The sequence below is a fragment of the Weissella ceti genome (assembly GCF_018394055.1).
Lineage (GTDB): Bacteria > Bacillota > Bacilli > Lactobacillales > Lactobacillaceae > Weissella > Weissella ceti.
The window spans coordinates 471,743-490,627 of record NZ_CP074441.1; the positions used below are offsets into that span (position 1 = coordinate 471,743).

The following is an 18,885-nucleotide window of genomic DNA, read 5'->3' on the forward strand; positions in this document are numbered from 1 at the left end:
AATTATGAATGAAAAAATTTTAAAAACGTTAGAATATAATGCGGTGAAGCAACAAATTCAACCGTATGTCGCAACTGAATTGGGAAAGAAGTTGCTGCAACAACTAGAACCTACATCTGACTTAGATACAATGCGTACTTGGCTAGCTCAAACATCAGATGCAAGTAAGGTATTACGTTTCGAAGGTGGTTTAACAATTCCACGTTTGGAAGATGTGACACCACACATGAAGCGTGTTGAAATTGGTGCCGCGTTGAGTGGAACTGAATTGGCACAAGTTGGTCGTGTCTTGTTTACCACAGGGCAAATGCATGTTTTCTTTGAAAACTTCATTGCTGATCGTGGGGATGATTTGCCAGCGTTGAAGCCATACTACACACGTTTGGTGACCATGCCTGAATTGACGAAGCAATTGAATGTTGCGATTGATGCAGATGGTCGTGTAACTGACGAAGCATCTGTTGAACTACACCGTATTCGTCAAGCAATTACTGGTACTGAAAATGGTATCCGTCAACGTATGCAAGACTACACACGTGGTAAGATGGCGCAATACCTATCAGATCCAATTGTGACGCAACGAAATGATCGTTATGTTGTGCCAGTTAAGGCAGAATACCGCAGTAAGTTTGGTGGGGTTGTGCACGATCAATCACAAACTGGTCAAACGTTGTATGTTGAACCAGCTGATGTAGTAGACATGAATAACCGTCTACGTGAAAACATTGTGAAGGAACGCCATGAAGAAGCGCGCATCTTAGCTGAATTATCAGCCTTGTTAGAACCAGTGGCACAAGATATTACGGCTAACGCTGATATCTTAGGGCAATTGGACTTCGTAAACGCGAAGGCACGCTACGCCATGACAAGTAAGTCATTGGAACCCGAAGTGAGTGCTGAAAACAACATTCGTTTGTTAGAGGCGCGTCATCCATTGCTAGATATCAAGAAGGCTGTGCCGAACGATATTATCTTAGGTGAAGACTATCAAGCCATCATCATTACAGGGCCTAACACTGGTGGTAAGACAATTACCTTAAAGACCCTTGGGTTGCTACAATTGATGGCACAATCAGGTTTGTTTATTCCAACGGCAGAACACTCAACAGTTGGAATGTTTGACCAAATTTTCGCCGATATTGGGGATGAACAATCAATTGAGCAATCACTATCAACGTTTAGTTCACACATGGTTAACATTGTGTCTATTCTTGATAATTTGACGGCTAACTCATTGGTTCTATTTGACGAATTGGGAGCTGGAACTGACCCGCAAGAAGGGGCCGCTATTGCGATGTCTATCTTGGATGCGGTTGGTCAATCTGGTGCCTATACCGTGGCCACAACTCACTATCCTGAGTTGAAGGTTTACGGCTTTAACCGTACAGATACCATCAACGCGTCAATGGAATTTGATGTTGAGACTTTGCGTCCAACTTACAAGTTCTTGTTGGGAATTCCTGGGCGTTCAAATGCCTTGGAAATCTCACGTCGTCTAGGTTTGGATAGTACGATTATTGATAATGCAGCATCATTGGCTGATGACGAATCACAAGAATTGAATGATATGATTGCAGACTTGGTGGCACGTCGTAATGCCGTCTTGACGCAACAAATCGAATTGAGTGATCAAATCGCTGAAAACCGTCGTATGAAGAATGAGTACACAGATAAGCTTGAAAAGGTTGATACTGTCCGTGCGCAAACCCTTGAAAAGGCCAAGCAAGAAGCGAACCATATTGTGGCAGATTCAAAGAAGAAGGCTGACCGTATTATTAGTGATCTGCACAAGATGCAACGTGATGGTGCACAAATCAAGGAAAACAAGTTGATTGATGCGAAGGGTGCCTTGAATGCCCTAGAACAAAAGCCATCTGCGGAAAATAACCGCGTTCTTAAGCGTGCTAAGCAAGCTAAGGACCAAGGAATTGCTAAGGGTGACACTGTCTTGGTTACTGAATATGGACAACAAGGAACTGTTCTACGTGTCCTAAAGAATGATCAATACGAAATCCAAATGGGGATTTTGAAGATGGTTTTGGCTGGGGATGAAATCCAAAAGCAAGCTGCACCTAAGGAAACACCATCAGCACAAAAGTCAAAGAAGCGTACAGCAGTTAAAGCCACAACTAACAAGGCTGTTAACCGTCAAGAAGCTTCTGTGACATTAGACCTACGTGGTCAACGTTACGATGCTGCGATGCAAAAGTTGGATCAATTCATTGACCGTGCTTTGTTGAACAACTTGTCTTCAGTGGAAATTATCCACGGTAAGGGGACAGGGGCAATTCGTCAAGGGGTGACGCAATACCTTGGTTCACACCGTGGCGTAAAGTCATTTAGCTTTACGGGTCCTGACCAAGGGGCAACTTACGCTGAGTTGAGCTAATTTAAAGGCAAGCGTATAATAATAACAAGAGAAAAAAGGAGGAAATATTATGGCAACTCAAGATATTACTGATGTAAACTTCGCGCAAGCAACAAGTGAAGGGGTTACTTTGACCGACTTCTGGGCACAGTGGTGTGGACCTTGTCTTATGCAATCACCCGTCGTTGAGCAATTGTCTGAACAACGTTCAGATGTTTCTTTCTTGAAGATGGATATTGATGAAAACCCAGAAACTGCACAAGGGATGGGTATCATGGCAATTCCAACTTTGATTGTTAAAAAGGATGGGGAAATCGTTGAACGTCTAACTGGTTACACGCCAGCGGCTGAATTGAACCGTATCCTGGATGAATACGCTAAGTAAGAATATGATCAATAATTGACCGTGTTTTAGTTCATATACTACATTTCGGTCAAGAAAGAACGGCTTGTACCGTTCGCTCACCTAAGATATATCGTCGAAGGTGGTTTACAAGTTAAGGGCAACCAGCATTTTTGCTGGCTGCCTTTTCTTTTTGTTCATTTTTCGAAACGGTAGTATTAAGGCAAGCGTGTGACAGCTATGACATGTGTTATAATACCGAGATATAGTACAGCTGATGCTTTTTAAGCGAGAAAAAAGTTGTATTGTGTAAACTTAATAACAATAATGTAACGATTAAATCATACATAACGAGAAAATTGGAGAAAAACTAAATGAAACGATTGAAATTAGCGTTAATTGCGTTGGTAGTCGGAGGGATGTTGATGCCGGCGTTACCAGTAGATGCTAAGATGCGTGGTGGCCGTATTACTGCACCGCGTTCAACGATGCGTCAAAAGCAAGCCTTTGGTACTGGTGATCGTCAAAATAAGACCGGCCAAAAGCAAGCAAACAAGAATGATCAAAAGCAACAAAATAAGCAAACACAAAAGTCACCAAGTAAGATGGGCGCCTTCTTCTCTGGAATTGCGGGAGCCATTTTTGGTGGGATGTTATTCCACTGGTTAGGCGGATTGTTTGGTGGCCAATTTGGTGGCTTCTTCATGATTCTGCTAGGTGTACTGTTGGGTGTTGTCATTGCGCGCTTCCTAGGACGTAAGAAGCGTCGTAACGAACAAGATTATTATTAATAACAAATGAAACCAATTTCTAGCCTGTTTATGTAGGCAAGGGATTGGTTTTTTACTACTTCATGTAATCCGCTATTTAGGCAGCTTATTTAAACATCATGTACAGGACACGCACAGTCATGCGTAAATCGTATGATATAATGGAAAGATATAAACAGAAGCATTACCATTGTAGGTGATGAGAAAGTGGGGCGCGGGATGGATAATCGTGCGATTGGTTACTTTGATTCAGGTGTCGGTGGTTTAACTGTGGTTAAGCAAGCCTTACATCAATTACCAAATGAACAAATTAAATATATTGGTGACACAGCCCGTATGCCGTATGGACCTCGTACGCCGGAAGAATTGAAGCAATTCTCAATGGAATCAGCGAATTTCTTGGTGGGACAAGACATTAAGTTGTTAGTGGTGGCATGTAATACCGCGACTGCGGAAGCATTGCCAACCTTGCAAGAAAAATTGGACATTCCAGTCGTTGGTGTTATCCATCCAGGAATTCAAGCTGCTTTGGAGGAAACCACTAATAATCATATTGGTTTGATTGCGACACAAGGGACAGTAAAGTCAAATGCTTATTACAATGGTTTATTAGCCATTCAACCACATGCGAAAGTGACGCAATTAGCAACGCCTGAATTAGTTCAAATTGCAGAACATTGTGATCTGTCACTACCAGAAACGCATGAAGCGATTGAGACCGCAGTGGCCCCATTAATCGATTCAGACATTGATACGTTGATTATGGGGTGTACCCATTTCCCATTAATGGCTGATAGCTTGCAACGCATCTTTGGGGATGATGTCACTTTGGTTGATGCCGGGGCGGAAGCAATTAATATTGTGGAGAAGATTCTGGATGAACAACATGCCCGTCATGAAATTGTGCCAATGGTAAATCACCAAGATGATAGTTATTTCACCACAGGTGATGTAACGGCCTTTGAAGAAATTGGAACCAAGTGGTTAGGATTGCCCATCAATGTGGCGCAATTAACAATCAATGCGCATGGATTAGAGAAAGTAGACTAGGTAGAGATAATGACTGAAATGAATAAGATGATCTTGGCAACGAAGAATGCTGGTAAGTTGAAAGAATTTCAAGCCTTTCTAGCGCCGCACAATATTGAAGTGGTGAGCTTAGCTGATTTTGACAATGTTCCTGAAATTATCGAAGATGGCACAACGTTTGAAGAAAATGCCGCGATTAAGGCTAAAGTTATTTCAGAACACTTCCAACTACCCGTTGTGGCAGAAGATTCTGGTTTGATGATTGACGCGCTTGACGGTGAACCGGGCGTGTACTCAGCGCGCTATGCTGGTGATCATGATGATGCGGCCAACATTGCAAAGGTTCTTGAAAAGTTAAATGGTGTTTCAGAAGCAAAACGTACAGCAGCATTTCACACAGCCATTGTTGCGATGAAGCCAAATGGTGATCGTTTGGTTGCCCATGGCCAAGTAGATGGCCTTATTTTAGAAGCTGAGCGTGGAGAAGATGGTTTTGGATATGACCCAATTTTCTTCTACCCACCATACAACAAGTCATTTGCGGAATTGACGACTACTGAAAAGAATCAAATTTCACATCGTGGACGTGCGTTGCAAAACTTTATTACTGAATTACCAACTTGGTGGGAGGTATAAACATGGATTATCTAATCGTTTCTGACGCACATGGTGACATTGGTATCTTACGAGAATTATTTACCCATTACCGTTCTAAGGTCAGTGCCATGTTTTATGCTGGTGACTCAGAACTAATGGCCAATGATCCAGTTTTTGCAGGGGTGCAAACAGTTCGTGGGAATATGGACTTTGATGCTACTTTCAAGAATGAACGTGTTTACAATGATGAAATGACGACCATTTTTATGGCACATGGTCACCTATATGACACAAACTACACATTAACGAATTTATTACGTGCTGGCCAAGCGAATCACGCCGATGTCATTGTGACTGGACATACCCATCAACTAGGTGTGGAATGGTTTGATAATACGTTGATTCTAAATCCAGGCTCAATTAGTGCGCCACGCGGTCAATATCGTGATATTGGTGGGACGTACGCAATTTTATCAGTGACTGAAACAACAATTGGTGTTACTTTTTACAATCGTCAAATGCAGGCGGTGCCTAACTTGTCATTTAACTGGAAAAAATAACACACATTTTAATTAAAGTGCCAAAAATGCTGAAACGATTGGGGATTCCTCAGTCGTTTTTTGTGATTATGGCGCACTTAAAGCCGATATTTGGTACAATAGGGAGATGAATAATTAGTGAAAAGGAGATTTGTTATGGATAACAAAGATTGGGAACTCCGTCTTCAACCGTATGAACAAACATTGGATGAACTAAAGGTGAAGCTACGTGGTATGCGTACAGAATTTAATTTGGCAGGGGTACAAACACCTGTGGAATTTGTGACTGGACGTGTGAAGTCAGTACCAGCCATTATTGAAAAGTTAGACCGTCGTCATATCGAATTGGACCGTTTGGAACAAGATATGGAAGACTTGGCCGGTGTGCGTATTATGACGCAATTTACAGATGACATTTATAAGGTGGTTAATCTATTACGTCAACGTAAGGATATGACCATTTTAGAAGAACGCGACTATGTGATGAACGCAAAGCCATCTGGTTACCGTTCATACCACATTGTGATTGAATACCCATTGCAATTGATTACGGGTGAACGTTTGGTTTTGGCCGAAATCCAAATCCGTACGATGCAAATGAATGTATGGAGCACAATTGAACACGAAATCAATTACAAGTACGAAGGCGCTGATCCTGAAAACATGAAGGAACAATTGAAGAAGGCTGCAGACTTATCTGCAGAAATTGATTCAATCTTTGCGGCGTTACACCATGCGGAAGCAGCCCAACAGGCAACGGAGTAAACACATGAAATTGTCGATTTATAGTAATGACACACCAAAATCAAAATCAGCAGAGGAAACTTTGCGCGCAACCATTGCGCAATACATGCCATGCAGCATTGTCTTTGATGATCAACATCCAGATATTGTGATTGTGATTGGTGGGGATGGGACACAATTGTCCGCCTTTCATCATTATGAATCACAATTAGACAATGTGCGTTTTGTCGGGATACATACTGGACATTTAGGTTTTTATGCAGATTGGCAAGTCTTTGAAATTGAGGACTTAGTTAAGAGCTTGGTGCAAGATGAAGGTAAAGAAGTGACATATCCATTGTTGGAAGTCACGATTCACGCGGTAGATGGACAAGAAGCAACTTGGTTAGCATTGAATGAAGCCACGATTAAATACCATTTCGGTACGTTGGCTGCGGATGTGCAACTAAACGGTGGTTTCTTTGAAAGTTTCCGTGGGGATGGTTTGTTGGTTTCAACGCCAACAGGATCAACCGCTTATAATAAGGCGATTGGTGGGGCCGTGATTCATCCAACGCTGGAAGCAATGCAGTTAACGGAAATTGCCTCTGCGAATAATCGTGTCTACCGGACGTTAGGAGCACCAATCGTATTGAGTCATGCAGATGATGTACGTATCGTGGTCGATCCAGCAACAACCAAGCCAGATATTGCCGTTGATAATATCTTGGTGCCAATGGACAACGTTGAATGGATTGCATCACGCGTGGCAAAGCAGAAGATTCGCTTTGTTGAATACCGCCATATGAATTTTTGGCAACGACTACAAACTAGCTTTATTGGCTCGGAGGAAAATTAGTGGCGAGTTTTGAATGGACAAATACAGGGGATGAAGCCCTGAAGATTAAAACCTTTTTAGCACACCAAGGTGTATCACACCGTATGTTCTCATTAATCAAACGTGGTGGTGGATCTGTGCTATTGAATGGAAAGCAAGTACGCACGGTTGACGAAGTACAACCAGGTGAAGCAGTTAAGATTAACTTGCCAGCTGAAGAATCAAATGAAATCGTGGCGATGTCAGATGAACCACTAAGCATTTTGTACGAAGATGATAACTGGTTACTAGTTGATAAGGTAGCGGGGATTACATCAGTGCCTGGTAAAGCTGATCGCGAACACACAATGGTTAACCGTGTAAAGGGATACCTTTACCGTAGCGGGTCTACTGACTTGGTGCCGCACGTGGTGACACGTTTGGATCGTTTCACGTCAGGAGTTGCCTTGCTGGCTAAGCACCGTTTCGCCCATGGTTTGCTAGACAAGCAATTGCAAGAGCATTCAGTTAATAAGCGGTACTATGCTTTAGTTGATGGTGTCTTAGCAGATGATCATGGCATTATCGAAGGACCAATTGGTCGTATGGACGATGATTTCATTCGTCGTGAAGTACGTCCTGATGGTCGTGAATCAACAACAGAATACTGGGTTAAGGCACGTATGGATAATCAAACATTGGTTGAAGTGCAATTGCATACTGGTCGTACACACCAAATTCGTGTGCATTTCCGTCACATCGGACATCCGCTGGTTGGGGATGAAATTTATGGGGGACCAATGGACCGTGGGATTACACGCCAAGCTTTGCATGCCTTCTCACTAACGTACTATGATCCATTTGATCAAGTTGAACGTAATGTGAAGAGTCCAGTACCAGAAGATATTCGCGCTGTTTTGGGTGAACACGCAGATTTAATTAAGTAACAGATGTAAAACAGGAGTTGGGAGGCTGAGTATGGCAAACGAGACAAATGATCCAATGGACATCACAGAAGATCTACGTGATGAAATTAGTGAACAAGCGCAACAATTAGTCAATGATATTCGCAATGGACAAGAAGCAGCTTTTAAAGCTGGTTTTGAAGAACTGCACGGATTTGACCAGGCGCAATTTTACTTGAACTTACCATCACATTTCCGTCAACAAGTGATTGATTGGGTTGCACCCACTGATATGGCTGAAATCTTTGACGAAATGGACATGGATGAAGTTGACATTGATGAGCTTTTGCAAGAAATGTCACCACAATATGCCGCTCAAATGATTGATCAGATGTATTCTGACAACTCAGTTGACTTGTTGACGGGGTTGAAGTCACAAGACCTAGATATGTATCTGGACTTGATGCCAAATAAGGATGCCCAAGAAATCCGTCAATTGTTGGAATATAAAGAAGACACTGCCGGGGCGTTGATGGGACACGAATTCGTGTCGGTTAACGAAAAATTGACGATTAAAGAAACAATGGAAGCGGTCAAGAAAGCCGCCGAAGAAGCCGAGCAAATCACGTATATCTATGTTGTAGATGATACAGATGATTTGGTCGGGGTTGTTTCATTACGTACGTTAATTTTGGCCCAAGATCAAGCGTTAGTTTCTGATGTAATGGACACCAACATCATTTCAGTTGAGCCAGATGAAGACCAACAAGACGTTGCGCGTATCATGGCCGACTATAACTTTACGTCATTACCCGTTGTGACTGATAATAAGCTGCTTGGAATTATCATGGTCGATGACATTGTCGACGTTATTGATGAAGAAGCGGCCGAAGATTACTCACGTTTGGCCGGGGTTGACGTTGTGAACATGGAAGGTAATCCATTAAAGTCAGCGATGCGTCGTTTACCATGGTTGATTGGTTTGATTTTCCTTGGAATGGGAACCGCATCCGTAATTGATGGTTACAATGACTTGGTACAAATTGCGCCAATTCTAGCCGTATTTATTTCATTGATTACCGGAACTGCAGGTAATGCAGGGACACAATCATTGGCCGTGGCGGTTCGTCGTCTGGCTTTGAATGAAACGTCAAATCTATGGCGTATGTTGTTAACAGAAGTGTTGATTGGGTTAATCATTGGTGTTTCAGCTGGGATCACTATTTTTGCAGTGGTTTCTGTTTGGAAACAAAACACACTATTAGGTGTGGCTGTTGGATTAGCAATGGCCGCTGCCATCCTGGTGGCCAATGTGGCCGGAGCCTTTATTCCGTTGATTATGGATTCAATTGGTGTTGACCCAGCGGTCGCATCAGGACCATTTATCTCAACACTATCTGATTTGACGTCTGTCATTATCTACTTCAATATTGCTAAACTGTTTATTGATTACTTTAGTGCTGTGTAATTTGCACCACTTGCAATTGTATGGTATACTTATTTTGTTGAAAATAAACTCTTAATTGAGTGGCCGAGTGAAAGCTCGACCACTTATTTTTTTGGAGATTTATACAAATGAATTAGGTGATGCAGCGAAAGGAGCATGTGCGATGAGTGAAATTATTAATCAAGTACGTGACGTCTTAGAACAACCATTGACCGACGCTGGCTTTGATTTGTGGGACCTAGTCTACGAACCACAAGACGGTGATATGGTATTGCGCGTTCTAGTTGACCGTTTGGAAGGCTCAATCAGCATGGATGATTTGGTCTTGTTGACAGAATTAATTAGTGATCAAGTGGATTCAATCCAACCAGATCCATTCCCAACAGCTTACATGATGGATGTTTCTTCTCCAGGAGCAGAACGTCCGCTAGTACGTGATCATGATTTTGCTTGGGCCATGGAACAAAAAGTCGTTGTGAAGTTGAAGATGCCTGTGGACAAAAAAGACGAGTTTGAAGGTGTCTTGGTTGCCATGGACGATGAAACAATCACAGTGATGATGCCAGTTAAGGGTAAGCAACAAAAGATTGCGCTTGACCGTGCCAACATTAAACTAGCCAAGATGGCTTTGAATCAAGACCGTATCTTAGAAGCGGACGAAGATTTTGCCTGGGCTTTGAATAAGTTTGTGCATGTTTCTACCTATAAGAAGATTGATGGCGTGAAGGACTTTATGGGTGAACTATTAGCGTTTACTGATGAAGACTTGACGATTTCAATGAGTGATGAAACGGGAGAAGATGCAACAGAAGTTGTTCTTCCACGTGACGTCATCGCGAAAGCGCGACAAACAAATAATTTCTAATTTTGGAGAAAAACAATGAGCAAGGAAATGTTAAACGCTCTTAACATTCTGGAAACAGAAAAGGGCATCAAGAAGGAAGTCCTAGTTGCGGCAATTGAAGAAGCCCTAACAAAGGCTTACGAAAAGCACTATGACGAATCAAGCAACGTTGAAGTTGTCTTTGATCAAAAGAAGGGTAACGTTAAAGTTTACTCAGTTATGAAGGTTGTTGAAGATATCTACGAACCTTACGAAGAAATCACTTTGGAACAAGCCTTGGAAGTTAACAAGGGTTACGAAATTGGTGATGACGTTAAGTTCGAAGTAACGCCTTCAGACTTCGGTCGTTTGGCAGCGCAAACTGCTAAGCAAATCATCATGCAAAAGGTTCGCGAAGCAGAACGTAACATTGTGTACGATAACTTCATCAAGCACGATGGTGAAATGTTGACTGGTGTGGTTGAACGTCAAGACCCACGTCACCAATACGTGATTTTGCCTGGTAATCAAGAAGCGGCTATGGAACAAAACGACCAAATGCCAAACGAAAAGTACGTTATGGGTGAACAAATCAAGGTATTGGTTTCACGCGTCCAAAACGAAAAGAAGGGTCCACAAGTCTTCGTTTCACGTACTGCGCCAGGTTTGGTAAAGCGTTTGTTCGAAGCTGAAGTTCCTGAAGTATTCGATGGAACTGTTGAAATCAAGGCAATTGCTCGTGAAGCAGGAGACCGTGCGAAGGTTGCGGTTTACTCACACAACGAAAACTTGGACGCCGTTGGTACAATGGTTGGACAACGTGGACAACGTGTACAAGCAATTGTTAACGAATTGAGCGGTGAAAACATGGACATCGTTGAATGGACTGAAGACCCAGCACAATTCATTAAGAATGCCTTGAACCCAGCTGAAGTTATCGACGTGATCTTCGATCCATCTGACGAACGTGCCGCAACAGTTATTGTGCCTGATTACCAATTGTCACTAGCAATCGGTAAGCGTGGACAAAACGCTCGTTTGGCCGCTCGCTTGACTAACTTCAAGATCGACATCAAGCCAGAAAGCGAACGTGCCGCTGTTGTTGAAAACATCAACAACCCAGCACCTGCTGCTGTTGAAGAAGATGTTTTCGCAGATGTTGAAAACGACGTCTTCGGAGACTAGGACTAAGTCAGAGGAGGAATATCATGAAACCACGTAAGGTTCCGATGCGCAAGGATATTGTCACCGGTGAAATGGTGCCAAAGAATGATTTAGTACGAATTGTTAAGACTCCTGAAGGGGAAGTTCAACTTGATCCAACAAACCGAGCAAATGGGCGTGGCGCATATATTTCACTTGACGTCGCAGTAGCGAATAAGGCCAAGAAGAAGCGTACATTTGATCGAGCTTTTGATACAACACTAGATGATAAGTTCTATGATGACCTTATTGCCTATGTTGATCATCAAGCAGCTCGTAAGGAGCTGTTTAGCAATGACTAATGAATCAACAGAAACAAACGAATTAAATGAATTAGATAAGCAAAAGTTACTTAACTTGTTAGGCTTGGCCCGCCGAGCTGGTAAGTTGGTAACCGGGGAAGACTTGGTACTAGGTGCCATCCGTAATGGTAAAGCAGCATTGGTGTTTTTCGCCGCTGACGGTGGTCAAAGTAGTTTGAAGAAGTTTTCAAACAAGACGACATCATACAATGTGCCGTTTACAACAAGTTTGACACGAATCGAAATCGGAGATGCCACAGGGCTTGCACGTAGTGTGATTGCTGTTGCTGACCGCGGTTTTGCTAAGAAAATGCGAGAATACTTAAATAAATAGGAGGATGTTACATGACTAAGCGTGTTTATGAATTAGCCAAAGAGCTAGATGTTACATCAAAGAAATTGGTCACAGACGCCCAAGCAATGGGAATCGATGTGAAGAACCACATGTCAACATTGGACGATTCAGATGCAACTAAGCTTGCAGGTTCAGTGAAGGGTGGAAACAAGTCAGCTGCCCCTAAGAAGGAAGCTGCACCAAAGAAGACTGAAGCACCTAAGGCAGCCCCAAAGAAGGCTGAAGCTAAGCCAGCTTCAAACAACCAAAACCGTCCTGCTGGACAAGGTCAAAACCGTAACAACAACGGTGGAAACCGTGGTGGACAAGGTCAAAACCGTGGTGGTTGGAACGGAAACGGAAACAACCAAAACCGCGGTGGTAAGCGTGGTAAGAAGGGTCAAAACCGTAACCAACGTAACAACAACGAACCTCGTAAGGAAGCTCCACAACGTAAGGAACAACCATTACCAGAAGTGTTGGTTTACACTATCGGAATGAACGTGCAAGATATTGCTAAGTTGATTCACCGTGATGCAACTGAAATCATCAAGAAGTTGTTCATGCTAGGTATTATGGTTAACCAAAACCAAAGCTTGGATGCTGACACAATCGAATTGTTGGCAACTGACTACGGTATTGAAGCCGAAGAAAAGGTTACTGTGGACCACTCAGACATCGACAAGATCTTCGAAGAAGAATTGAACAACGATGCTGACTTGGAAGCACGTGCACCGGTTGTTACAATCATGGGACACGTTGACCACGGTAAGACAACATTGCTTGACTACCTACGTAACTCACACGTTACTGATGGTGAAGCTGGTGGAATCACACAACACATTGGTGCCTACCAAACTCGTCTAGATGGACGTACAATTACGTTCTTGGACACTCCTGGTCACGCGGCCTTTACAGCAATGCGTGCCCGTGGAGCGGACATCACAGACATCACTATCTTGGTTGTTGCGGCCGATGACGGTGTTATGCCACAAACAATCGAAGCGATTAACCACGCTAAGGCTGCTGGTACACCAATCATTGTTGCGGTTAACAAGATTGACAAGCCTGGGGCTAACCCAGACAACGTTATCAACCAATTGATGCAATTCGAATTGATCCCTGAAGAATACGGTGGGGACACAATCTTTGTTAACATCTCAGCTAAGTTGGGACAAAACATTGATGAATTGCTAGAAATGGTTCTTTTGACAGCCGATGTTTTGGACTTGCAAGCTAACCCTAACCAACGTGCTGCTGGATCAGTTATCGAAGCGCGTTTGGACAAGGGACGTGGACCTGTTGCAACTGTATTGGTGCAACAAGGAACAATGAACGTTGGAGACCCAATCGTTGTTGGTAACACATTCGGTCGTGTTCGTACAATGAGCGATGATCACGCACGTCGTGTGAAGTCAGCGGTACCTTCAACGCCAGTTGAAATCACTGGTTTGAACGAAGTACCATCTGCTGGTGATCGTTTCGTTGTCTTTGAAGATGAAAAGACTGCTCGTGCCGCTGGTGAAGAACGTGCTAAGCGTGCTTTGCTTGCTGATCGTAACCGTAACAACGTTGTTTCTGTTTCAGACTTGTTCGACAAGATGGCTGAAAAGGAAATGAAGTCAGTTCCTGTTATCATCAAGGCCGACGTACAAGGTTCAGTTGAAGCCTTGGCTGGATCATTGCAAAAGATTGACGTTGACGGTGTTAAGGTTGATATCATTCACCGTGCCGTTGGTGCGATTAGCGAATCAGACATCACTTTGGCAGAAGCTTCTGGTGCGATTATCGTTGGATTCAACGTGCGTCCTACACCACAAGCAAAGTCACAAGCTGAATCAGAAAACGTTGATATTCGTCTACACAACGTTATCTATAACGCTATCGATGAAATCGAAGCAGCCATGAAGGGTCAATTGGATCCTGAATACAAGGAAGAAATTGTCGGAACTGCTGACATTCGTGAATTGTTCAAGGTTTCTAAGATTGGAACTATCGTTGGTGGAATGGTTATGTCTGGTAAGATTACTCGTGAATCTTCAGTTCGTTTGATCCGTGACGGAATCGTTATCTACGATGGTAAGTTGGGATCACTTCGTCGTTACAAGGATGACGTTAAGGAAGTTAAGAATGGTTACGACTTCGGTTTGACTATTGAAAACTACAACGATGAAAAGATCGGTGACGTTATCGAAGCGTACGAAATGGTTGAAATCAAGCGTTAAGCTTGAGGCATAACATAAGGAGGCGCTCAAATGGCACAACAAAATCACCGTGTTGGACGTTTAGAACAAGAAATTCAACGTGAAGTGAACGATATTCTTTTGAAGAGTATCCGTGACCCTCGTGTTGAAGATGTAACAATCACTGGAGTACAAGTTACTGGTGATTTGCAACAAGCCACAATTTACTACAGCTTGTTGTCAGACCTTGCATCTGTTAACCAAAAGGCTGCTAAGGGTCTTGAAGCCGCTAGTGGCTTGATCCGTAAGCAATTGGGTTCTCGTCTAACAATTTACAAGACACCTGAATTGAAGTTCGTTAAGGACGAATCAGTCCAATATGGTAACCATATCGATGACTTGCTTCGCCAATTGAACAAGTAATTTATAATTAAGCGTTATCGTTTCTATAAAGAGCGGTAGCGCTTTTTTAGTACAAGTAATACAAAAACACGCCCGCTCAAGATAGAGTAGGCGTGTTTTCTTGTATATAGGTTGTTTTATGACGATTAGTGCCCTGATCCAAAGACGTTGACCATGATAACCCCAACAACGATAAAGCCAATACCAATAACTGTTGGTAGATTCATGTGTTGGTGGAAGAAGAAAACAGAAATGAAGCTCAAGACAACAATTCCAATGCCACTCCAAATGGCATAGGCGATGTTAACTGGCATATGGTGAACTAATGCCATGGATAGGCAGTAGAAGGCAACACCGTATGCTGAAAGTGAAATAGCAGTTGGTACCAACTTAGTAAAGCCAGCCGCGTAATTTAGAAATGATGTTGCAATTAACTCCGCAACAATTGCGATTGCAAGATATAAGTAAGCCATGAATGTTTGTCTCCTAGATTTATGTAAATAATTGGGTATTAAATATATGTCATTGTTTCAGTGGATTATTAATTGAAAATAATAATATACCATAAAACAAATCATTTGAAACGCAGTGAAATTTAAAAGAGGATTATCCTTGGGATTATGACATTGTTTTGTGATTAATCGTTGTTTTAAGTTGCGTGCAATAAAAAGATAAACATATACATATTGTCAGAAATTAACGCGCATAATTAAATGTAAGCGATTTCTATGTTAAGATTGTATAAATTTATTGCTTATGGGAATGCAAAAGAAAAGCGAGGACTGACAAATGTTAGAGACTGTATACAACCGTGAATTGGGAAACTTGGTTAAGTTGGTACCTAATGAGTCTAAGAGTGGTGTCTTAGATCCACGCGCACGAGAAGAATTGATACAAAGTATGATGACCGAACCAGTGGAAGCACCAACCGGAATTCCTGACGTAGAAGAGCTACGTGCCAGTATGGGATGGCCAGATTCAAAGGACATCAGTAAACATGAATTAGTCATTGAAAATCATGAGACAAAGTATGGTGTTCATTTCCGCACATATGTGAAGAAGACACTGTTAGATAAAAAAGTCCCGGTGGTATTCTTCTATCATGGTGGTGGTTTCTTTGGTGGGTCAATTGATAATGTTGAAAATCCGGCTCGCGCAGTCGCTTACTTAGGTGATGTCATGGTTGTTTCAGTAGATTGGGCGTTAGCACCTGAAAATCCAGCGCCAATGGGGTTGATTGAAAGTTATCAAACGTTATTGTGGGTATTGCGTGATGGTGGCTTTAAGATTGATACCAAACACGTTGCAGTGATGGGCGACTCAGCTGGTGGCAACTTCGCCTATACATTAGGCTTGGTTGATCGTGCCTTTGGAACGAATGTGATTACCAAAATTGTATCTTTGTATCCAGTGACATACTTAGGAAATGGACCATTAAAGACCCAACTTCATAATTTAGCACAATATGATATCGCAGAAGAAGATAAGCAATACTTGGAGCCTTACATCAATGGATTCAATGGCAGTACTGGTTTAATTGATTTCTGGTACATGAAGGAATCAAATGCAGAGATGCCATTCCTATCGCCTATTATGGCAAGTGAAAAAGCTTTGAAGGACTTACCAGAATCCTTATTGATTGTCGGGGAATATGACCCACTTCGTTTCGAAGGGGAGGCAATGTGGCAAAAGATTAAGTTAGCTGGTGGCAAGTCTACTTACATTCGTTATAACGGTATGACACACGCCTTTATGGATAAGGTGGGAGATTTTGAACAAGCAGATGATGCTATTGCAGAAGTAGCAAAGTTTTTGAAGCCATAAAACATAGATGAATTGAATAAGCGTTTGAAACAGGTGACTTATTAGTTGCCTGTTTTTTTAATACCTCCACGCATAAAATAGCATGTTGTGATGGATTTAAACAAATAGTGCCAATCGGTATCCTTGCCACTTTTAGCGTGTTTTTGTGATAAAATAGTAGTTAACTGTATAGACTGAGAAGGAGAGTATCATGCGTTTACGACCATTAGAAAAAAGAGATTTGCCACACATTTACAAACAAGAAAATGCCCGCCGAGTAATGGCTTTGTGGTTTGAAGAACCCTACACATCATTTGATGAATTAGAATTGTTGTATGACAAGCACGTGCTTGACCAATCAGAACGTCGTTTCGTAATTGATATTGATGGTGAATTTGCTGGGGTGGTTGAATTGATGTATATCGATTATCTGCACCGTAATACAGAAATTCAAATTATTGTTGATACGCCTTACCAAGGACAAGGTTTGGCACAAGAAGCGTTAGCAGCTGGTATTGAATATGCGTTCCAAGTGATTAACATGCACAAGGTTTATCTGTATGTGGATGTTAAGAATGAAGCAGCGATTCATATTTACAAGAAGGCTGGTTTTGCCTTAGAAGGTACACTAAAAGAACATTTCTTCGCAGAAGGACGTTACCACGATAGCCACATGATGGGTATGTTGTACGCGGACTACATGGCGACTAAAAACTAGGAGTTAGACATGGACGGAATTTTACCCGTATACAAAGAAACAGGCATGACATCACATGATGTTGTGTTTAAGCTACGTAAGATTTTACGTACCAAGAAGATCGGCCACGCCGGAACACTTGATCCAAGCGTTGATGGTGTATTGCCTATTGCAATTGGTAAGGCCACAAAGACAATTGAATTCCTACAAATGGGTGGGAAAACATACACTGGTTCAGTGACATTCGGTTTTGCTACAACGACAGAAGACCTTGATGGGGATGTGATTAGTTATGAACCCCTAAAGACACCTTTTACGGATGAACAAATTGCAGATGCAATGGCTGGTTTGGAAGGTGATATTATTCAAATTCCACCAATGTTCTCAGCTGTTAAGGTGAATGGTCGTCGTCTATATGACTACGCCCGCGCTGGTGAAACAGTGGAACGTCCTAAGCGCAATGCAACTATTTTCCACTTTATTCGTACTAGTGATGTTGTCTTTGATGCTGAAAAGGGCCTACAAACATTCAACTTTGAAGCAAAGGTCTCAAAAGGAACGTACATTCGTACATTGGCTGTAGATCTAGGTGAAGCACTTGGTGTACCAGCAGTCATGAGTCAATTAACACGTCAATCAGCAGGTGGTTTTGAACTGGCTGAAAGTCATTCATTGGCTGAAATTGCCGACAAAATGGCGGAAGAAGAAAGTCTTGGTGACTGGTTAGCACCATTAAGTCAAGCGGTAGCGGAATACCCACAAGTCGAATTGGATGATGAGACTTGGGCTAAGGCACAAAATGGTGTTGGTTTTGGATCAGAAGTTGACGATACAAAGGCCGACCGTTTAGTTGTGACGTACAAGGGTGACGTTAAATCAGTCTATACATGGTCAGACAGTAAGCAAATGTACCGACCATACCGTACGTTCAAAATTAATTAAAAACGTTTAGAGCGGCTTAAAACGGGAATTATAGATTAGAACAGATAACGAAGGAGAGTGACGGAATGGAAATACGTGATGCTCGATTGGGAATTGATGATATCGAATACGGCAACACATACATTGACTGTCACTTTACGTATTCAAATCAAGCAGTTCGTTTAGAACAAGTGACCTTACAACATTGTAGTTTTGACCAAAGTGATTTTAGTCAAAGTGAGTGGCAAGATTGTGTCATTGAACAATGTGATTTTTCACAGGCTGATTTTAGTGAAGCAATCGTTTATCGATCAACTTTCAATCAAACAAAGTTGATGGGGGCTAATTTTACAAAGAGTCGTTTTAAACAAACAACAATTAAATCTACGATGGCGGACTATGCAATTTTTGCGGAGAGTGATTGGCAAGCCGTAACATTTAAAGATGTTAATTTGCGGGACACATCATTTCAAGCAACTAAGATTCGCCAGGGGCTAGAATTCATTGATTGTCAGTTAGATGATGCGGATTTTTATGAGACACCACTTAAAGGTGTGGACTTTAGCCGCAGTCATTTCACCTCAATTCGTTTTACAATGGCGCAAGCACAAGGTGCAATTATGAGCGCGGAACAAGCGATACAAATCGCTTTAAATCAAGGGATAACAGTAGTGTAGAG

The 18,885-nt window shown here is 42.2% G+C and carries 21 protein-coding genes; 20 read left to right on the forward strand and 1 reads right to left on the reverse strand.

Going from position 1 to position 18,885, the window contains the following annotated elements:
- Nucleotides 1-4 precede the first annotated feature (4 nt).
- From KHQ31_RS02420 to rbfA, 16 genes are all read left to right on the forward strand, one after another.
- Nucleotides 5-2,389 carry an endonuclease MutS2 gene (locus KHQ31_RS02420; RefSeq protein ID WP_213409400.1) on the forward strand — a complete coding sequence of 795 codons (2,385 nt, stop codon included), beginning with the start codon at nucleotides 5-7 and terminating at the stop codon, nucleotides 2,387-2,389.
- A gap of 49 nt (nucleotides 2,390-2,438) precedes the next feature.
- Nucleotides 2,439-2,753 carry a thioredoxin gene (gene trxA / locus KHQ31_RS02425; protein WP_213409401.1) on the forward strand — a complete coding sequence of 105 codons (315 nt, stop codon included), beginning with the start codon at nucleotides 2,439-2,441 and terminating at the stop codon, nucleotides 2,751-2,753.
- 332 nt (nucleotides 2,754-3,085) lie between these two features.
- Nucleotides 3,086-3,502 carry a hypothetical protein gene (locus KHQ31_RS02430; RefSeq protein WP_213409402.1) on the forward strand — a complete coding sequence of 139 codons (417 nt, stop codon included), beginning with the start codon at nucleotides 3,086-3,088 and terminating at the stop codon, nucleotides 3,500-3,502.
- A gap of 198 nt (nucleotides 3,503-3,700) precedes the next feature.
- Nucleotides 3,701-4,531, forward strand: coding sequence for a glutamate racemase (gene murI, locus KHQ31_RS02435; protein ID WP_213409403.1), 831 nt, complete (start codon nucleotides 3,701-3,703; stop codon nucleotides 4,529-4,531).
- Between the two features lie 9 nt (nucleotides 4,532-4,540).
- Nucleotides 4,541-5,146, forward strand: coding sequence for an XTP/dITP diphosphatase (locus tag KHQ31_RS02440; protein ID WP_213409404.1), 606 nt, complete (start codon nucleotides 4,541-4,543; stop codon nucleotides 5,144-5,146).
- A 2-nt stretch (nucleotides 5,147-5,148) separates the two neighbouring features.
- Nucleotides 5,149-5,667, forward strand: a complete 519-nt coding sequence (locus tag KHQ31_RS02445) for a YfcE family phosphodiesterase (protein WP_213409405.1) — start codon at nucleotides 5,149-5,151, stop codon at nucleotides 5,665-5,667.
- A gap of 135 nt (nucleotides 5,668-5,802) precedes the next feature.
- Nucleotides 5,803-6,411 carry a GTP pyrophosphokinase gene (locus tag KHQ31_RS02450; RefSeq protein ID WP_213409406.1) on the forward strand — a complete coding sequence of 203 codons (609 nt, stop codon included), beginning with the start codon at nucleotides 5,803-5,805 and terminating at the stop codon, nucleotides 6,409-6,411.
- 4 nt (nucleotides 6,412-6,415) lie between these two features.
- The gene (locus KHQ31_RS02455; protein WP_213409407.1) at nucleotides 6,416-7,228 is read left to right on the forward strand and encodes an NAD kinase; all 813 of its coding nucleotides are present in this window, start codon (nucleotides 6,416-6,418) and stop codon (nucleotides 7,226-7,228) included.
- Nucleotides 7,228-8,133, forward strand: a complete 906-nt coding sequence (locus tag KHQ31_RS02460; RefSeq protein WP_213409408.1) for an RluA family pseudouridine synthase — start codon at nucleotides 7,228-7,230, stop codon at nucleotides 8,131-8,133. Before KHQ31_RS02455 ends, KHQ31_RS02460 begins: the two co-directional genes overlap by 1 nt.
- Nucleotides 8,134-8,164: 31 nt before the next feature.
- The gene (gene mgtE, locus KHQ31_RS02465) at nucleotides 8,165-9,559 is read left to right on the forward strand and encodes a magnesium transporter (protein ID WP_213409409.1); all 1,395 of its coding nucleotides are present in this window, start codon (nucleotides 8,165-8,167) and stop codon (nucleotides 9,557-9,559) included.
- 142 nt (nucleotides 9,560-9,701) lie between these two features.
- Nucleotides 9,702-10,403 (forward strand): ribosome maturation factor, encoded by a 702-nt coding sequence (locus KHQ31_RS02470; protein WP_213409410.1) that lies wholly within the window; start codon nucleotides 9,702-9,704, stop codon nucleotides 10,401-10,403.
- A gap of 15 nt (nucleotides 10,404-10,418) precedes the next feature.
- The gene (gene nusA, locus KHQ31_RS02475; protein WP_213409411.1) at nucleotides 10,419-11,546 is read left to right on the forward strand and encodes a transcription termination factor NusA; all 1,128 of its coding nucleotides are present in this window, start codon (nucleotides 10,419-10,421) and stop codon (nucleotides 11,544-11,546) included.
- A gap of 23 nt (nucleotides 11,547-11,569) precedes the next feature.
- Complete coding sequence (gene rnpM / locus KHQ31_RS02480) at nucleotides 11,570-11,866, forward strand: RNase P modulator RnpM (protein WP_213409412.1); 297 nt, start codon at nucleotides 11,570-11,572, stop codon at nucleotides 11,864-11,866.
- Entirely contained in the window at nucleotides 11,859-12,200 is a 342-nt protein-coding gene (locus KHQ31_RS02485) for a L7Ae/L30e/S12e/Gadd45 family ribosomal protein (RefSeq protein WP_213409413.1), read from the forward strand. The genes rnpM and KHQ31_RS02485 overlap by 8 nt, the downstream gene beginning before the upstream one ends.
- An 11-nt stretch (nucleotides 12,201-12,211) precedes the next feature.
- Nucleotides 12,212-14,425, forward strand: a complete 2,214-nt coding sequence (gene infB, locus KHQ31_RS02490; RefSeq protein ID WP_213409414.1) for a translation initiation factor IF-2 — start codon at nucleotides 12,212-12,214, stop codon at nucleotides 14,423-14,425.
- Between the two features lie 30 nt (nucleotides 14,426-14,455).
- Nucleotides 14,456-14,806, forward strand: coding sequence for a 30S ribosome-binding factor RbfA (rbfA, locus tag KHQ31_RS02495; RefSeq protein ID WP_213409415.1), 351 nt, complete (start codon nucleotides 14,456-14,458; stop codon nucleotides 14,804-14,806).
- 125 nt (nucleotides 14,807-14,931) lie between these two features.
- Here rbfA and KHQ31_RS02500 read toward each other — a convergent pair whose 3' ends face one another.
- Nucleotides 14,932-15,258, reverse strand: coding sequence for a DMT family transporter (locus KHQ31_RS02500; RefSeq protein WP_213409416.1), 327 nt, complete (start codon nucleotides 15,256-15,258; stop codon nucleotides 14,932-14,934).
- A 316-nt stretch (nucleotides 15,259-15,574) separates the two neighbouring features.
- Between KHQ31_RS02500 and KHQ31_RS02505 the strand changes: the two genes are divergently transcribed.
- The 4 genes from KHQ31_RS02505 (at nucleotide 15,575) to KHQ31_RS02520 (ending at nucleotide 18,883) form a co-directional block, all read left to right on the forward strand.
- A complete protein-coding gene (locus KHQ31_RS02505) occupies nucleotides 15,575-16,609 on the forward strand; it encodes an alpha/beta hydrolase fold domain-containing protein (RefSeq protein ID WP_213409417.1) in 1,035 nt (344 codons plus the stop codon).
- Between the two features lie 190 nt (nucleotides 16,610-16,799).
- Nucleotides 16,800-17,306, forward strand: coding sequence for a GNAT family N-acetyltransferase (locus KHQ31_RS02510; RefSeq protein WP_213409418.1), 507 nt, complete (start codon nucleotides 16,800-16,802; stop codon nucleotides 17,304-17,306).
- A 9-nt stretch (nucleotides 17,307-17,315) separates the two neighbouring features.
- Nucleotides 17,316-18,227 (forward strand): tRNA pseudouridine(55) synthase TruB, encoded by a 912-nt coding sequence (gene truB, locus KHQ31_RS02515; protein WP_213409419.1) that lies wholly within the window; start codon nucleotides 17,316-17,318, stop codon nucleotides 18,225-18,227.
- A 65-nt stretch (nucleotides 18,228-18,292) separates the two neighbouring features.
- Entirely contained in the window at nucleotides 18,293-18,883 is a 591-nt protein-coding gene (locus KHQ31_RS02520; RefSeq protein ID WP_213409420.1) for a pentapeptide repeat-containing protein, read from the forward strand.
- Nucleotides 18,884-18,885: the final 2 nt, after the last annotated feature.